This window comes from Leucobacter rhizosphaerae (assembly GCF_022919175.1).
Taxonomy (GTDB): domain Bacteria; phylum Actinomycetota; class Actinomycetes; order Actinomycetales; family Microbacteriaceae; genus Leucobacter; species Leucobacter rhizosphaerae.
In genome coordinates this window covers 1,435,809-1,452,611 of the sequence record NZ_CP095043.1, presented here as the reverse complement: position 1 = coordinate 1,452,611, position 16,803 = coordinate 1,435,809, and the positions used below count along the sequence as shown (strand labels likewise).

The following is a 16,803-nucleotide window of genomic DNA, read 5'->3' as shown; positions in this document are numbered from 1 at the left end:
CCCGCCGGTAGAGTGAAGGGGTGACGAACGAGCCGACGACACTGCCCCCGCAGGGCGGGATCCTCCTGATCGACAAGGCCGGCGACTGGACGAGTCACGATGTCGTCGCGAAGTCCCGGCGGGCCCTCGGCACCCGCAAGGTGGGCCACGCCGGTACGCTCGATCCGATGGCCACCGGGCTCCTGGTGCTCGGTGCGGGGCCGGCCACGCGCCTGCTCACCCACCTCGTCGGCCTCGACAAGACCTACCTCACGACGATCCGGCTCGGGATCACCACGGTGACGGACGACCGCGAGGGCGATCGTGTGGCCGTCGCGGATCCCGCCGCGCTCGCCGCAGTGCTGGCCGACCCTGCGCGCATCGCCGCCGCGGTCGCCGAGCTCACGGGCGACATCGACCAGGCGCCGAGCGCTGTGAGCGCGATCAAGGTCGACGGCCGACGCGCGTACGACCGGGTGCGGGCGGGGGAGCAGGTCGAGCTGAAACGCCGCCCCGTGACGATCCACGCCTTCGAGATCGGCGAGCCGCGATCCGCGACGGCGGAGGACGGCACCCCGGTGATCGACCTCGACGCCACCGTGCGCTGCTCGACCGGCACGTACGTCCGAGCGCTCGCGCGGGATCTCGGCGAGCTCCTCGGCGTCGGCGGGCACCTCACCGCGCTCCGTCGCACCACGGTCGGCCCGTTCGACGTGGCGGACGCGACCAGCATGGACGACCTCGTCGCGGGGTCGCCCGGCCCGCTCCTGACGCCGACCGCCGTGGCCGAGCGCCTGTTCCCGGTGCTCGCGCTGACCGAGCAGCAGACCATCGATCTCGGGCACGGCAAGCGGGTCGACGTCGGTGCCGCCGCCGATGCGGACCTCGTGGCCGCGGTCGCCCCCGACGGCCGCCTGGTGGGCCTCGTGAAGATTACGGGCGGCCGCACCCGCATCGTCACGAACTTCCCGACCCCTGACGGAGGAGCCGGCGCATGATCCTGTGGTTCGGGATCGCGATCATCGCGGTCGCCCTGGTGTCGGCGGTGGTGTGCCTCGTCGTGGGCGCGCGCAAGCTCCCCCCAAACGATTACACCATGGGTGCGACGCTGCTCGTGGCCCTCTTGCTGCTCGCGCAGATCATCGTGTCGATCGTGGCGCCGCTCGCGGGCAATCCGGCCACCGGCGACCCGCTCGAGTTCTGGATGTACCTGATCGTCGCGTTCGCGCTCCCGCCGGGCGCGGGGTTTTGGGCGCTCGTCGATCGCACGCGCTGGGCCAACATCGTGCTCGCGGTGGTGCACTTCGCGGTCGCGGTGATGGTGTACCGCATGCTCGTCATCTGGGGCTGAGCCGAACCGGCAGCCGGGGAGCGGTAAGCTGGAGGGCGTGGCACAGGGCGAACTTCGAGATGCGGGATCCGCGCACATCGCAACCCGGGGCGACCGCCTCGGCGGACTCGGCCGGGTCCTCATCGCCGTGTATCTCGTCCTCGCGATCGCGGCGACGTTCCGCTCGGTGTACCAGATCATCACGAAGTTCGATGAGGCGCCGCTCGCGTACGCGCTCTCGGCCCTCGCGGGGGTCGTCTACATCGTCGCGTCCGTCGCCCTCATCAAGCGCCGCGGGGTGTGGCGCACGATCGCTTGGGCAGCGCTGATCTTCGAGCTGTGCGGGGTCGTGATCGTCGGCGTGCTCAGCATCACCGTGCCGCAGCTCTTCGGACACCCCTCCGTGTGGTCGTTCTTCGGCAGCGGGTACCTGTTCATTCCGCTCGTGCTCCCGATCCTGGGGCTGCTGTGGCTGTCGCGGACCGGTGCGCCGGTCGCGTCCGGCGAGGCCGCCTGATGCGCGTGCTCGAATCGCTCGCGGCGATCGACCCGGCGGACTTCGCCTCGGGCAGCACCGTCGCCATCGGCAAGTTCGACGGCGTGCACCTCGGCCACCAGGCGATCATCGGCCGACTGCTCGACTCCGCCCGCGCGAGCGAAACGCACGCGGTCGTCTTCACGTTCGCGAGCAACCCGCTCGGGTACCTGCGACCCGACATCTGCCCGCTGCCGCTCATGAGCCGGGACCAGCGGCTCGAGACCATCGCAGACACGGGCGTCGACGCCTGCGTGATGGTCGAGTTCGACGCCGAGTTCTCCCGGATCTCCGCCGAGGACTTCGTCGAGCAGGTGCTCGTGGGGCGGTTGCACGCGCGCCACGTGATCATGGGCTCCGACTTCCGCTTCGGGCACCGCGGGCTGGGCGACGCGACGCTGCTGCGCGCGCTCGGCGAGCGACTGGGGTTCACGGTCGAGGTCGTCGCCGGGGTGGTCGATGCCCGGCGGGGGCGGGTCTCCTCCACGCAGATCCGCGACGCCATCGTGTCGGGGGATGTCGAATCGGCGTCGCGCATGATCGGACGGGCCGTCGCCGTGCGGGGCGAGATCGTGCACGGCGACGCGCGCGGCCGCGAGCTCGGCTTCCCGACGGCGAATCTCGGCGGCCGCATCGAGGGCCTCGTGCCGGCCGACGGCGTCTACGCTGGATACGCCGTGATCGACGGCGTGCGCCGCCCCGCCGCGATCTCCGTCGGCAACAACCCCACCTTCACGCCGAACGAGCAGTCCCGGGTCGAGGCGTTCCTCCTGGATTTCGAAGGCGACCTCTACGGCCGGCCGATGGAGGTCCGGTTCACCCATCGCCTCCGCGCGACCGAGCGCTTCGACTCGCTCGACGCGCTGATCGTGCAGATGCAGGCCGATGTGGTGCGCGCCCGTGAGCTCACGGCCGGTCCGGCACCGCGGGCCTAGCGTCGCGTTCCGGACGTTCGTTCCACGCCGTCACCCAGCTGCAGAGATCTGCACTCCCGCTGAGTGATTCGGCCGATGGGGTCAGCGGGAACGCAGATCTCTGCAATATGTGCTCGCACGGGCTGCGAGCCCACCGCGCTTGCAGCCCGAGGTGCTAGCATTGACCGCAAGGTCGTGATTCGGGAGCAACTCTGGAGTCCCATGCTGCGCATGGTGTCAGACTCCGAACCGGGGAACGACCTGCGCCCCGGTACTCGATCCGGGAACGCACCACGCTGATCAGGAGATCCATTGGCAATCACCACTGCCACCCGTCAGACCGCACCATCCAACGGCGCGTCGTCGCGCGCGAACGGTCGACGCAAGCACACGCACAACGAAGGCATCATCCCGCTGCTTGCACGCGCCGTGCGTGAGGTGGAGGCCTCCGCTCAGCGCGGCAAGGCCACCCCCGCGAATCGCACCAAGTTCCACGTCATCGCGCTGCTGATGCGCGAAGAGCGCGCACGGGTGAAGACCGCAGAGGGCGTGAGCGACGCGGAGCGGGCCGAGACCCTGAAGCGGCTCGACGGTGTGGCCTCGATCCTCGCGAAGACCGCGGCGCGCGACACCAGCCTGATCACCCTGCTCGAGCCCGCCGCTCCGATCACGGACGCGACGCGCCAGCTGAAGCGCAAGATGCTCATGCAGGCCGGCATCGAGGTGCCGGAGGAGGAGAAGGCAGCCCCGGCTCCCGTGCAGACCTATGTGCCGCCGGAGCTCGCCGAGCGCCAGGTGGAGCCCGCGGGCATCGAGGCGCGCCGGCTCGCGAACCCGTTCCTCGCCCCCGACCTCACCGCGCCGAAGTCGCCGACCCCCGTCGTGCGCCTCGCGAACTGGGAGCTGCTCGGGCCGCTCCTGAAGTCGTTCGAGCAGGGCGGCGGCGGCTCCGCGTGCATGGAGCTCCCCGAGGCTCCGGTGCCGGATCGGCTCGCGCCCGCCGGGCTCGAGCTGATGCACCACCAGGCCCGATTCCTCGCCAGTGTGCGCGACGGCCACCGCAGCTTCCTGCTCGCCGACGAGCCGGGCCTCGGCAAGACCGCGCAGTCGGTGCTCGCCGCGAGCGTCTCGGGCGACTACCCGCTGCTCGTGGTGGTGCCGAACGTCGTCAAGATGAACTGGGCGCGCGAGGCAGAGCGCTGGACTCCGCAGCGTCGGGTCACCGTGATCCACGGCGACGGTGCCGACATCGATCCCTTCGCCGACGTCTTCGTCGTCAACTACGAGATCCTCGATCGCCACCTGAGCTGGATCTCGCGCTTCGGCTTCAAGGGCATGGTCGTCGACGAGGCGCACATGATCAAGAACGTGCAGTCGCAGCGCTCGCGCAACGTGCTCGCGATCGCGGAGAGCATCCGCAAGCGCACGCCCGGCGTCTCGCCGCTGCTCATCGCGCTCACGGGCACCCCGCTCATCAACGACATCGATGACTTCCGCGCGATCTGGCGGTTCCTCGGCTGGACGGACGCCGAGAAGCCCGGTCCCGAGCTGATGGCCCGGCTCGAGAACAACGGCTGGACCCCGGCCGACCCGGCGTTCTACCCCGAAGCGCGCCAGAGTGTGATCGACATGGGTATCGTACGGCGTCGGAAGATCGACGTCGCGGCGGATCTCCCCGCCAAGCGTGTCGTGGATCTGCCGGTGGAACTGGACGACGAGCTCGGCCGCGGGATCCGCGAGGCGGAGGCGCAGCTCGCCCGCAAGCTCCTCGACCGCTTCACGGCCGTCAAGCACGGCAAGCTCGGGGAGAAGCTCAGCGACGACGCGATCGTGCGCATGGTGTGCATGCAGGAGCTCGAGGAGTCCCACGCCTCCGCCGATGGCCTCAACGTATTCACGATGGTGCGCCAGATCGGCCAGGCGAAGGCCGGGCTCGCGGCGGACTACACCGCCCAGCTCGCGCACTCCGTGGGCAAGGTCGTGTTCTTCGCGAAGCACATTGACGTCATGGACCGGGCCGAGGCGCTCTTCGCCGAGCGCGGCCTGAAGACGGTGTCGGTGCGCGGCGATCAGACCTCGACGTTCCGCCAGGAGCAGATCGACGCGTTCAACCAGGACCCCGAGGTCGCCGTCGCCGTGTGCTCGCTGACCGCGGCGGGCGTCGGCGTGAACCTCCAGGCCTCCTCCAACGTGGTGCTCGCCGAGCTCAGCTGGACCGACGCCGAGCAGACCCAGGCCATCGACCGGGTGCACCGGATCGGCCAGGACGAGCCGGTCACCGCGTGGCGCATCATCGCCGCGCAGACCATCGACGCGAAGATCGCGGAGCTGATCGACGGCAAGGCCGGCCTCGCCGCCCGTGCGCTCGACGGCGCCGAGGCGAGGACCGAGGACGCCGACTCCGTGCAGCTCGAGTCGCTCATGCACGTGCTGCGCAGGGCTGTGCAGGAGCACGGGGGACGATAGTCTGGGCATCCTGACGCCGTGTGAGGGGGATGGATGAAGCTCGGAGTGCTGTGCTCGGGTGGTGACAGCCCGGGGATGAACGCCGCGATCAGGGGTGCCGTGCTGCGGGCGGTCGACGTGCACGGGTTCGAGATGATCGGTTTCATGGACGGCTGGCGCGGCTTCCACGAGGGGGACTGGATCCCGCTCGACCGTTCCGCCGTGCGCGGACTGTCGCCGCTCGGCGGCGTGATCCTCGGCACCAGCCGCGTGCCTCCGTTCGCGGGCGGTCGCGGCGAGGACATCGATCTCACCGCGTTCCGCGCTCGCTTCGCCGAGTACGGCCTCGACGGGTTCCTGCTCATCGGCGGCAACGGCACGCAGACGGTGTCGAGCCTGCTCACCGACGCCGGGATCCCGGCCATCGGGCTCCCGAAGACCATCGACAACGACCTCGGCGGCACCGACTACACGTTCGGCTTCGACACCGCGGTCTCCATCGCCGCCGAGGCGATCGACCGCCTGCGCACGACGGGCGAGTCGCACCGGCGCTGCATGGTGCTCGAGGTCATGGGGCGCGATGCCGGCTGGATCGCGCTGCACGCGGGCATGGCGGGCGGCGCGCAGGTGATGCTGCTGCCGGAGTACCCGGAGTCGCTGGCGCAGGTGTGCGACTGGGTGACGAGCGTGCGGGATCGCGGCCGCTCCTCACTCGTGGTGGTCGCCGAGGGGTTCCGGCTCGATGGAGCCGAGCAGGCGGTGACCCGCGACGGGCTCGACGGCTTCGGCCGGCCGCGGCTCGGGGGAGTCGCCGAGGTGCTCGCGCCGCTCATCGAGGCCGGGACCGGGATCGAGACCCGGGCGACGGTGCTCGGCCACGTGCAGCGGGGCGGTTCGCCGACCGCGTTCGATCGGGTGCTCGCCACCCGCACGGGAATGGCGGCGGCGGATGCGGCGCTCGCGGGAACCTGGGGCACGATGGCGGCGCTCCGCGGCGATCAGGTCGAGATGGTGCCCTTCGGGGACGCGGTGGATCGTTTGAAGACAGTGCCCGCCGACCGCTACGCCGCGGTGCGCCTGAACTTCGGCTAGCGCGCCAGGCTCGCCTGCACGTCGCGGAGCGACGGGTTGGTGGCGACGCTGCCGTCGGGGTAGACCACGGTGGGCACGGTCTGATTGCCGCCGTTGATCTGCTCGACGAGCTCGGGGGTGCCCGGCGTCGTCTCGATGTTGACCTCGGTGTACCCGATCCCGGACGTGTCGAGCATCAGCTTGAGCCGCTTGCAGTAGCCGCACCACTCGGTCGAGAACATCGTGATGCTGCCCTCGGCGGGGATGAAATCGGTGAGCGGTGCGGTCGTCATGGTCCCTCCCGGGGGTCGGTGCTCCGCCAGCATACGCCCTTCGTCTGGGCCTGCGATCCGGAGGACCGGACCCGGGTTTTAGGTGAACGGGAGGTGAACACCGGATCTCAGCTTGACCTGCTCACAGCGAGGTGGAACCATGAGTGTGACGCGCGATTGTCAACGAAATCCAGCCGAACATTCGGTGAAGTTCTGATGACCAAAGAGTGCGTTCCCAGACCTCTGTCTCCGAACGAAAGACGTCGGGTGGAACTCACCATCATCGTGCTGCTGGTCATCGTGCTGGCTCTCTTCTTCGATTTCACGAACGGCTTCCACGACACGGCCAACGCGATGGCGACCCCCATCGCGACGGGCGCGCTGAAGCCCAAGACCGCGGTGCTGCTCGCGGCGATCCTGAACCTCATCGGAGCGTTCCTCTCCACGGAGGTCGCCAAGACCATCTCGGGTGGCCTCATCAACGAGGGCGATGGCGGTGTGCTCATCACCCCGGAGATGATCTTCGCCGGGCTCATCGGCGCCATCGTCTGGAACCTCCTGACCTGGCTCTACGGGCTGCCGTCGAGCTCCTCCCACGCGCTGTTCGGCGGGCTCATCGGGGCCGCGATCGTGGGTGCCGGGTTCTCGGCGATCAACGGCGGCGTCTTCCTCTCCAAGATCATCATCCCGGCACTGGCCGCGCCGCTCACCGCCGGTCTCGTCGCATTCACCGCGACGAAGGTCGCCTACGCGATCACCCGGCGGCACGACGGCAAGAAGGACGGCCGGGGTCGCTTCCGCTACGCCCAGATCGCCTCCTCCTCGCTCATCGCCCTCGCGCACGGCACCAACGACGCGCAGAAGACGATGGGGGTGATCACGCTCACGCTCGTCGCCGCGAACCTACAGGATCCGGGTACCGGTCCTCACCTCTGGGTGATCGTCAGCTGCGCGCTCGCGATCGCGATCGGCACGTACTCCGGCGGCTGGCGCATCATCCGGACCCTCGGCGCCGGCCTCACGCAGGTCAAGCCCGCGCAGGGCTTCGCCGCGGAGACGAGCACTGCGGCGACCATCCTCGCCTCGAGTCACCTCGGCTTCGCCCTGTCCACGACGCAGGTCGCGTCGGGCTCCGTCATCGGGTCGGGCCTCGGACGCCGGGGTTCGAGCGTGCGCTGGCGCACCGTCGGACGGATCGCGTCGGGTTGGCTCTTCACGTTGCCCGCCGCCGGAGCCGTGGGTGCGGTCGCCGCGCTCATCGCCCACCTGGGCATGGTCGGCGTCATCATCGACGCCGTACTCGGGTTCGGGTTCATCCTCTTCATCTTCTGGCGCTCCCGCCGCAACAAGGTCGACGCGTCGAACGCGATCGCCGTGCCCGATGTCGCCGAGTCCGGGTACGCCGTGCGGATCCGGAAGCGCAAGATCAAGCCCGTGAAGACCGAGACCGGTACGCTGCCGCCGCTCACCGCGGTGGCGCAGAGCGCCGTGCGCGACGACGTCGCGGCCCGGGAGGCCGAGCGCGAGGCCGAGCGGATCGCGCGCGAGGAGCGCCGGGCAGAGAGCCGGGATGCGAAAGCGAGCGCTGACGATGCCGACGTGGACGGCGACACGACGGGAGGTCGGCGATGAACGTGGAATGGGTGGCGTTTCTGATCGTGTTCGCCTCGGCGCTCACGGCGTCGGTGTTCGTCGTGGCGCTCTATTCGCTCGGGATCCGGTTCCTCGCGACCCCGGCGCCGCCGGTGCGCCGCGCCGACGGCAGCCTCGAGCCGAACGGGCCGTCGCGCGACGATGAGGATGACGACGTCGAGCACCTCGGCCGTCCGCGCTGGGCGACCGTGGCGGCGAACGTGTGCTTCGGGCTCTCGATCATCGCGGTGCTGGTCGGGATCTACTTGATTGTGCCTGCGCTTCACGGCCTCGGCTGAGGCCGCGAAACGCAGACTCCGCTGGTACGCCGTCGTGGACGGCGTGTTCACCCGGCGAGCGAAGCGCGATGCCCTTCTCCGGCCGGGTGCTGCGCTTCACGGCCTCGGCTGAGGCCGCGAAACGCAGACCATTCTGATGGCGCTCCATCTGGAGCCTCATCACGCACCGGTACGCAGCCGGGCGGAGTAGCCTGGGCGCATGAGTGCGACCTCGATCTCCCGTATCCCCGGCCTCGTCTCCGGCCTGCGGCACACCTTCGACACCGGGATCACCCGGCCGGAGGCCTGGCGTCGCGCTCAGCTCGGGCGTCTCCGAGCACTCCTGACCGAGCGCGGCTCCGAGTTCGAAGCCGCCCTCCACGCCGATCTCGGCAAGTCCGGCACCGAGTCGCAGCTCGCGGAGATCGGGTTCCTGGTCTCGGAGATCGACCACACCCTGGCGCATCTCTCGAGGTGGATGCGGACCCGCCGAGTGGCCGTTCCGCTCGCGGCCCTTCCGGCCTCCGCGCGGGTGATCCCGGAGCCGCTGGGCGTCGTCCTCATCATCGCGCCCTGGAACTACCCGCTCATGCTCGCGCTGTCGCCGCTGATCGGCGCCATCGCGGCGGGCAACGCGGTGGTCGTGAAACCGAGTGAGCTCGCGCCGGCGACGTCTGCCCTGCTCGCCCGGACACTCGCCGAATCGCTGGATCCCCGCGCGGTGACCGTGGTCGAGGGCGCGGTGCCCGAGACGACGGCACTGCTCGACGAACGCTTCGATCACATCTTCTACACCGGCAGCGGTCGGGTCGGGCGTGTGGTCGCCCGTGCGGCGGCCGAGCACCTCACCCCGATCACCCTTGAGCTCGGGGGCAAGTCGCCCGTGTACGTGGACGACAGCGTGCCGCTCGCCGAGACCGCGCGGCGCATCGCCTGGGGCAAGTTCATGAACGCCGGGCAGACCTGCGTCGCCCCCGACTACGTGCTCGGCTCCGCCGAGCTGCTCCGCGAGCTCGCTCCGCTCCTGCGCGAGGCGATCCACGAGCTCTACGGCACCGCGACGCATCGCAACCCCGATTACGGTCGGATCGTGAACGACGCGCAGTTCTCCAGGCTCGTCGGCTATCTCGACGACGGTGAGCTGGTCACCGGCGGTGGGCACGTTGCCGCGGACCGCTTCATCGAACCGACGGTGCTGGCGGGGGTCTCTCGCGATGCCGCGATCATGCGCGATGAGATCTTCGGCCCGATCCTGCCGCTCGTCGAGGTGGCGGACCTCGACGACGCGCTCGGGTTCGTCACCTCGCGGGACAAGCCCCTGGCAGCCTACGTCTTCTCCGATCGACCGGCCGTGCGTCGACGGTGGGAGCGGGAGACGAGCTCCGGCGCGCTGACCTTTGGGGCGCCGGTGCTGCACCTCATCGTCCCGGATCTGCCGTTCGGCGGCGTCGGTCCGAGCGGCATGGGCGCCTACCACGGCGAGCGATCCTTCACCGTCTTCAGCCACGAGAAGGCCGTGCTCTCGAAGCCGCTCGTGCCCGACACCCTCGCCGCGACCATCATGCCGCCCTACACGGCCGCCAAGGACGCGCTCGTGCGCCGGTGGCTGCGCAAGCTGCTGTCGTGAGGTCCGTACCAGCTCCGGCATCGGCTGATCGGTAGGATTGTGCCGTGGAAGAGCACCAGAGCGAATCCGACGCGGTCGAGACCCCGCCCGTGACCGTCGACAACGCCGCGCACGAGCTGCCGCTCGGCGTGCGCGTCGCCGCGGCGTGGTCGTGGCGGCTGACGATGATCGGGCTCGCGTTCGCGGGCTTCCTGTGGCTGATCGTGCAGGTGCGGATCATCGTGATCCCGCTCCTCATCGCGATCCTGCTGACCGCGCTGCTCGCCCCGATCGTGCAGTGGTTCGAGCGGCAGGGCGCCCCGCGCTGGCTCGGGGTCATCACGGCGCTCGCGGTGTTCGCGGCGTCGGTCTGGATCCTCGTCACCCTGATCATCACCCAGCTGCGCAGCGGATTCGAGGATCTCGCGAAGCGCTCCGAGGACGTGTGGTGGGATCTGCTGCACTGGATCGAGGACAACCAGCTCGGGCTCACCGCGGACCAGGTTGACAGCTTCGTCGCGCAGATCATGAAGACGATCGAGGGGCACCAGGGCGAGATCTGGAACGGCGCGCTCGGCGTCGCGACGACGGCCGGCCAGGTGGTCGCCGGGCTGCTGCTGACCCTGTTCTCCCTGATCTTCATGCTGATCGACGGCAAGCGCATCTGGTTCTGGGTCGTCGGCTTCCTGCCCGCGAAGGCGCACGCGCCCGTCGATGCTGCGGGCCGTGCGGGGTGGGTGTCGGTCGGGCAGTACGTCCGGGTCCAGATCTTCGTCGCGTTCGTGGACGCGGTGGGCATCGGCGTCGGTGCGGCCCTGCTCGGGGTGCCGCTCCCGATCCCGATCGCCGTGCTCGTGTTCCTCGGATCGTTCATCCCGTTCCTCGGCGCGATCACCACCGGCACGCTCGCGGCGTTCATCGCGCTCGTCTACAACGGACCGATCAACGCCCTGATGATGCTGGGTGTCGTGATCCTCGTCAACCAGATCGAGGGGCACGTGCTCCAGCCGCTCGTCATGGGCAGCGCCGTGCGGGTCCACCCGCTGGGCGTGGTGCTCGCCGTATCGACCGGCGCGCTCGTCGCCGGGATCCCGGGGGCCCTGTTCGCGGTACCGCTCGCCGCCTCGGCCAACTCGATCGTCAACACGATCGTCCGGAAGGAATGGGACGCGAGTACGAACCCCGTCGCGGTGTATCACCGCCGCGAGAAGATCTCCAATGAAGCGCGACACCGAGCTCGGAACGTGTCGCGCCTGCGACGCAAGGAAGGCCACTCATGACTCAGACCGCATGCGCCCCCACGCTGGACGCCTTCGAGACCGCGCTCGCCAACGTCCACAAGATCACGCAGCACACGCCGCTCGAATCGTCGCGGTTCCTGGCCGACGTGCTCGGCGTGCCGCAGGTGTACCTGAAGTGCGAGAACCTGCAGCGCACCGGCGCGTACAAGCTGCGCGGCGCCTACAACCACCTGTCGCGCCTGAGCGATGAGCAGAAGGCGCGCGGGGTCGTGGCGGCCTCGGCCGGCAACCACGCGCAGGGCGTGGCGTTCGCCGCGCGGGAGCTCGGGATCAAGGCGACGATCTTCACGCCGCTCGGCGTGGCCCTGCCGAAGCTCCAGGCCACCCGCAACTACGGGGCCGAGGTGGTGCTCGTGGGCGACACGTTCAACGAGACGAACGTCGCCGCGCAGGAGTTCGTGCGGGAGACGGGGGCGCACTTCGTGCCGCCGTTCGACGACATGGCCGTGATCGAGGGACAGGGGACCGTGGCACTGGAGATGCTCGACGTCGCGCCCGACATCGAGACGATCGTCGTGCCCATCGGCGGGGGCGGGTTGGTCGCCGGTGTCGCGGCGGCGGCCAAGCAGATCGCCGCGCGCGAAGGGCGGCCCATGCGGATCATCGGCGTGCAGGCGGAGAACGCGTCGGCGTACCCCGAGTCGCTCGCGATGGGGGAGCCCGTCACGATCACGACGCGGCCGACGATCGCCGACGGCATCGCGGTCGCGCGCCCCGGAAGCCTGAACTTCGACATCATCCGCGAGTACGTCGACGAGGTCGTGACCGTGAGCGACGACGATCTTGCGCGGGCGATCGTGCTGCTCCTCGAGCGCGCGAAGCTCGTGGTCGAGCCGGCGGGTGCGGCGGGGGTCGCGGCGATGCTGGCGGGCAAGATCCAGGCGTCGGGCACGACGGCCACGATCCTGTCGGGCGGCAACATCGACCCGCTGCTGCTCCAGCGTGTGATCGGCCACGGCCTCGCCGCGTCGGCGCGATACTTGAAGCTCCGGATCCTGCTCCCCGACATGCCCGGGCAGCTGGTGCGCACGGCGAGCATCGTGGCCGAGCACAACGCGAACGTGGTCGAGGTGATCCACACCCGCCACGCCACCGAGCTGCCGATCAGCGAGGTCGAGCTGGAGCTGCACATCGAGACCCGCGGGCACGACCACGGGGAGGCCGTGACGCAGGCGCTGCGCGATGCGGGCTACTCGGTGCGCGTGGGCGAGAAGTACTGACGCTCACGCTCCGGGGGAGGCAGCCGCGGGGAGCGGGGCGCCGGACTGCGCCGCGTAGAGTCGGATCGCACGCAGCGCATCCGCGACCGTGATGCTGCCGCCCGCGACGATGTGCAGCCCGTACGCGTCCTCGAGGGCGACGAAGTTCATCGCGATGTCGTCGAGCGGCCCCGTGAGTGCGAACTCCCCGCTCGCGACACCCTCGGTGAGGATGCGGCGATACAGCCCCAGCTGCTCGCCGTAGAGCTGCTGCACCAGCTCGTCGTGCAGCGGCGACTTGCCCGCGAGCACGTCGAACTCGTAGAGCAGCCGCATGAGCGCGTCGTCGGGCCCGCTCGGCAGCCCGGCTGCGATCGCGGTGGCGAGCTGCTCCGCCGATCCGCGGTGCCGCTCCACGAGCGCGGCGCGTTCGGCCCCGACCCGCGCCATGCCCGCCGCGTGCGCTTCGACGAGGATCGCCTCGAGATCCTCGTAGTAGTACAGCAGTGCGCCGCGGGTGACCCCCGCCTGGTTCGCGACGTCGGTGAGGGAGAGGTTCCGCAGTCCGTGCTCGGCCGCGGCCGCGAGGGCCGCGTCGATCACCTCGGAGCGGCGTTGCTTCTGCGTGCTGGGGCGTGCCATGCCTGCCAGTATGCCAGGCGCCCGCGGCCCACTGGCCCCCCTCGACGGGTTTCTTGACAAATGAGTAAATTAATTTACTCTTGAGTAAAAGAACTCGCCTCACGACCCCAGGAGCTGACATGGCCGTCGACACCCTCTTCACCGGCGGCAGGATCCGCACCTTCGATCCCGAGCAGCCCTGGGCCGAGGCCCTCGGCGTCACCGGTGACCGCATCAGCTACGTGGGATCGGCCGCCGACGCCCCGGCGGCCCGGCGCACCGTGCAGCTCGAGGGCCGCCTGCTCACCCCCGGCGTCGCCGACACGCACAACCACCTGCTGCTCGGCTTCGACGACCTCGCGGTGAGCCTCGACCAGGTGCAGAGCCTCGACGTGGTGCGCGCGCGCATCGCGGCGTTCGCCGAATCGCACCCCGAGCTCGACTGGATCTGCGCCGAGAACGCGCTGTATTCCGTGGTCGAGGGCCGCCGCCCGCGCGCCGAGGATCTCGTCGGTGTCACCGACAAGCCCGTCTTCATCACGACCTACGACCAGCACTCGGTGTGGCTCAACCGCCCCGCTCTCGCGAAGCTCGGGATCCTGCACGGCGGCGACATCGCGTGGGGCAACCCCGAGATCGATGCCACGACCGGGGAGCCGACCGGCTGGGTCACCGATTTCTACACGAGCGCTATGACGATCGCGGGTCTCGCCGAGCTGCAGCGCGACATTCCGATGTACTCGCCGGATCGCCGCTATCGCAAGATCACCAACAGCCTGGAGATGGCCGCGAGCGTCGGCATCACCACCGTCGTGGAACCGCAGGTGCCGCTCGCCGAGCTCGACCTGTTCGCCCGCGCCGAGCGCGAGGGCAAGCTCACCTCCCGCACGATCGCGGCGATCTACCACGCGGTGGGCGCCGACGGCGATTTCCGCGCGCGGATCACGGAGGCGATCCGCGAGACGCCGCAGCACGAGCGCTTCTCGCTCGGGCCCGTGAAGCTCTACGCCGACGACGTCATCGAACCGCACACCGCCGCCATGCTCGAGGACTATGCGAACCGCCCCGGGCACCGCGGCCACACGAGCCTCGAGCCCACCGAGTTCACGAAGCTGTTCGTCGAGCTCGACCGCCTGGGCTACCAGGTGCACACGCACGCCACGGGCGACTGGGGGATCCGCCTCACGCTCGACTCGATCGAGGCGGCGCAGCGGGCAAACGGTGCGCGCGATGCGCGGCACGGGATCGTGCACGTCGAGTGCCTCGCCCCGGAGGATCTGCCCCGCTTCCGAGAGCTCGGGGTGGTCGCGGCGATGCAGCCGCGGCACGCCTCGCCCGACCTCGTAGCGGGCACGTGGATGGAGAACGTGGGGGAGGCCCGCTGGGACCGCGCATGGCGCTTCCGCTCCATGATCGACTCGGGTGCCCGGGTGACGTTCTCGAGCGACTGGCAGGTCGGCGAGATGGACCCGCTCGTCGGCGTCTACAGCGCCATGACGCGGGCCCGCCTCGACGAGCAGGACGCCTGGACGCTCGGCGAGCGACTCGGCCTCGACCGAACCCTCGAGGCCTACACGAAGGGCGGCGCCGAGGCCTTCCACCGCGAGGGCGACCTCGGCATGCTCAAGGTCGGCTACCTGGCGGACGCCGTGCTCTGGTCGGGCGACCTGTACGCCATGGAGCCCGCCGAGATCCTGGAGCAGCGCGCCGACCTCACCCTCGTGGGCGGCAGCCCGATCCACGATGCTCGCGGGGAGCTCGGTGGCGCGGCCGCCGCGGTCGCCGTGCAGGATCCCGCGGGCGACGGCCAGACCTGCGCCGAGCCGGCCGCCGACCACCACTGCCACAGCCACGGATAGCCCCGATCCCGCCTCGACCTCGAACCCATCGACCGCCACGACGACGTGAAGGACCTCCCATGACCACCCTCCCCTCCCACTCCGCGGTCGCCGCGGGCGACGACCAGCTCGCCCACGCGATCACCCACGAGCCCGGCCGCCTGAAGCGCACGCTCAAGCTCCGGCACCTCGTCTTCATCGGTCTCGCCTACATGGCGCCGCTCGCGGTGTTCGACATGTTCGGGATCGTGGCCGAGGAGACCGACGGCCACGTGCCGCTCGCCTACCTCGTCGTGATGGTCGCGGTGCTCTTCACGGCGTTCAGCTACTCGCGCATGGTGCGGTTCTTCCCGATCGCAGGATCGGCCTACACCTACGCCAAGGAGGCGATCAACGCGCACCTCGGGTTCCTCGTCGGGTGGGTCGCGACACTCGACTACCTGCTGCTCCCGATGATCAACGCGATCCTGTCCGCGATCTACATGGGGGCGGTGTTCCCCGACGTGCCCTTCTGGGTGTGGGTGCTCCTGACGATCGGGATCTGCACGGCGCTGAACCTCGTCGGGGTCAAGCTCGCGGCGAGCATGAACGTGCTGCTCGTGTCGATCCAGCTGGTCGTCGCCGTGATCTTCGTGGTGCTCACGATCGTCAACATCGCGAACGGTGCGAACGGCGCGACGTTCACGGCGACGCCGTTCTTCTCGAGCGACGTGCAGGTCGCGTCGATCGCCGCCGGCGCCGCGATCCTCGCGCTCTCGTTCCTGGGCTTCGACGCCGTCTCGACGCTGGCCGAAGAGGCCGAGAAGCCCGAGCGCGATATCCCGCGTGCGATCTTCATCATCATCGGCGTCGCGGGGGCGTTCTTCATCACCGTCACGTACGTCATGCAGACGCTCTTCCCGGACGTGACGCTGCTCGCCGACATCGTCGGGGCCTCGCCCGAGATCGCGAAGTACATCGGCGGGGCCGCGTTCCAGGCGATCTTCGTCGGCGGCTACATGATGGCGGTGCTCGGTTGCGGGATCACGCAGCAGATGAGCGCGGCCCGACTGCTCTACGCGATGGGACGTGACGGCGCGTTGCCGAAGCGGCTGTTCGGCGGGGTGAATCCGCGCACCGGCGTGCCGGTGGCGAATGTGCTGATCGTCGCGGCGATCGCGCTCACCGCGCTCTTCGTCGATCTGGATCAGGCCGCCTCGATGATCAACTTCGGCGCGTTCATCGCCTTCACCTTCGTGAACCTCTCGGTGATCTTCGTCTTCTTCCGGTTCCTGAAGCGTCGGACTGCGGGCGCCTGGATCGGCTTCGTGGTGGTGCCCGCCATCGGTGTGCTGATCAACCTCTGGTTGTGGTCGAGCCTCGACACGATCTCCATGATCATCGGCGGGATCTGGCTCGCGGCCGGGATCGTGTACCTCCTCGTGAAGACGCGCGGCTTCCGCGCCCCGGCACCGGACCTCACCGGGCCGATCAACGTCTCGATGTACGAGTAGCGTGGGGCGGCCGCGCGGCGGCGGCATGACGGCCATCGATCCTGGAGATCGACGATCCTGGAGATCGACGGTACCTGAGCCGAACGCCTGCGTTCTCGCCGAACGCCTCTGAAGTGAGCGCGCAGATCAGAGGCATTCGGCGAGAACGGAGGGTTTCGCGGGAGATGACCGTGGGCGACGGAGCCGGGGGTGAGGGAGCCGTGGGCGCGCGTGGCCGTGGTTGCGCGGGGTGGCCACCGTGCGGCGCAGCCGCGCGATGGCCTAGTCTGGGGGTGCCCGCAGATCGGGC

Annotated in this window: 15 protein-coding genes; 13 read left to right on the top strand and 2 right to left on the bottom strand. The window is 69.8% G+C overall.

Features of this window, described 5'->3' with window-relative positions:
* The first annotated feature begins 20 nt into the window (after nucleotides 1-20).
* The 6 genes from truB to MUN76_RS06650 all read left to right on the top strand — a co-directional run bounded on the left by truB (nucleotide 21) and on the right by MUN76_RS06650 (nucleotide 6,295).
* A complete protein-coding gene (truB, locus tag MUN76_RS06675) occupies nucleotides 21-977 on the top strand; it encodes a tRNA pseudouridine(55) synthase TruB (RefSeq protein WP_244688262.1) in 957 nt (318 codons plus the stop codon).
* A complete protein-coding gene (locus tag MUN76_RS06670; RefSeq protein ID WP_244688260.1) occupies nucleotides 974-1,330 on the top strand; it encodes a hypothetical protein in 357 nt (118 codons plus the stop codon). The genes truB and MUN76_RS06670 overlap by 4 nt, the downstream gene beginning before the upstream one ends.
* Nucleotides 1,331-1,367: 37 nt before the next feature.
* Entirely contained in the window at nucleotides 1,368-1,826 is a 459-nt protein-coding gene (locus MUN76_RS06665; RefSeq protein WP_244688258.1) for a hypothetical protein, read from the top strand.
* The gene (locus MUN76_RS06660; protein WP_244688257.1) at nucleotides 1,826-2,779 is read left to right on the top strand and encodes a bifunctional riboflavin kinase/FAD synthetase; all 954 of its coding nucleotides are present in this window, start codon (nucleotides 1,826-1,828) and stop codon (nucleotides 2,777-2,779) included. The genes MUN76_RS06665 and MUN76_RS06660 overlap by 1 nt, the downstream gene beginning before the upstream one ends.
* A gap of 291 nt (nucleotides 2,780-3,070) precedes the next feature.
* The gene (locus MUN76_RS06655; RefSeq protein ID WP_244688255.1) at nucleotides 3,071-5,224 is read left to right on the top strand and encodes a DEAD/DEAH box helicase; all 2,154 of its coding nucleotides are present in this window, start codon (nucleotides 3,071-3,073) and stop codon (nucleotides 5,222-5,224) included.
* Nucleotides 5,225-5,257: 33 nt separating this feature from the next.
* Nucleotides 5,258-6,295, top strand: a complete 1,038-nt coding sequence (locus MUN76_RS06650) for a 6-phosphofructokinase (RefSeq protein WP_244688253.1) — start codon at nucleotides 5,258-5,260, stop codon at nucleotides 6,293-6,295.
* Here the strand turns inward: MUN76_RS06650 and MUN76_RS06645 are convergent.
* Nucleotides 6,292-6,567 (bottom strand): mycoredoxin, encoded by a 276-nt coding sequence (locus MUN76_RS06645; protein WP_244688251.1) that lies wholly within the window; start codon nucleotides 6,565-6,567, stop codon nucleotides 6,292-6,294. The genes MUN76_RS06650 and MUN76_RS06645 overlap by 4 nt on opposite strands.
* A 246-nt stretch (nucleotides 6,568-6,813) precedes the next feature.
* Between MUN76_RS06645 and MUN76_RS06640 the strand changes: the two genes are divergently transcribed.
* The 5 genes from MUN76_RS06640 (at nucleotide 6,814) to ilvA (ending at nucleotide 12,583) form a co-directional block, all read left to right on the top strand.
* Nucleotides 6,814-8,178, top strand: coding sequence for an inorganic phosphate transporter (locus MUN76_RS06640; RefSeq protein ID WP_244688249.1), 1,365 nt, complete (start codon nucleotides 6,814-6,816; stop codon nucleotides 8,176-8,178).
* The gene (locus MUN76_RS06635) at nucleotides 8,175-8,477 is read left to right on the top strand and encodes a hypothetical protein (protein ID WP_244688248.1); all 303 of its coding nucleotides are present in this window, start codon (nucleotides 8,175-8,177) and stop codon (nucleotides 8,475-8,477) included. Before MUN76_RS06640 ends, MUN76_RS06635 begins: the two co-directional genes overlap by 4 nt.
* 199 nt (nucleotides 8,478-8,676) lie before the next feature.
* Nucleotides 8,677-10,083, top strand: coding sequence for an aldehyde dehydrogenase family protein (locus MUN76_RS06630; protein ID WP_244688246.1), 1,407 nt, complete (start codon nucleotides 8,677-8,679; stop codon nucleotides 10,081-10,083).
* 44 nt (nucleotides 10,084-10,127) lie between these two features.
* Entirely contained in the window at nucleotides 10,128-11,342 is a 1,215-nt protein-coding gene (locus tag MUN76_RS06625; RefSeq protein ID WP_244688244.1) for an AI-2E family transporter, read from the top strand.
* Nucleotides 11,339-12,583: a threonine ammonia-lyase gene (gene ilvA / locus MUN76_RS06620; RefSeq protein ID WP_244688242.1), complete on the top strand. Its 1,245-nt coding sequence runs from the start codon at nucleotides 11,339-11,341 to the stop codon at nucleotides 12,581-12,583. Before MUN76_RS06625 ends, ilvA begins: the two co-directional genes overlap by 4 nt.
* A gap of 3 nt (nucleotides 12,584-12,586) precedes the next feature.
* Here the strand turns inward: ilvA and MUN76_RS06615 are convergent, their stop codons facing one another.
* Nucleotides 12,587-13,204 (bottom strand): TetR/AcrR family transcriptional regulator, encoded by a 618-nt coding sequence (locus tag MUN76_RS06615; RefSeq protein ID WP_244688240.1) that lies wholly within the window; start codon nucleotides 13,202-13,204, stop codon nucleotides 12,587-12,589.
* A gap of 119 nt (nucleotides 13,205-13,323) precedes the next feature.
* On the opposite strand from MUN76_RS06615, the gene MUN76_RS06610 reads away from it, so the two are divergent.
* Nucleotides 13,324-15,042, top strand: a complete 1,719-nt coding sequence (locus MUN76_RS06610; protein ID WP_244688239.1) for an amidohydrolase — start codon at nucleotides 13,324-13,326, stop codon at nucleotides 15,040-15,042.
* A 59-nt stretch (nucleotides 15,043-15,101) separates the two neighbouring features.
* Nucleotides 15,102-16,514 (top strand): APC family permease, encoded by a 1,413-nt coding sequence (locus tag MUN76_RS06605; protein WP_244688237.1) that lies wholly within the window; start codon nucleotides 15,102-15,104, stop codon nucleotides 16,512-16,514.
* Nucleotides 16,515-16,803: the final 289 nt, after the last annotated feature.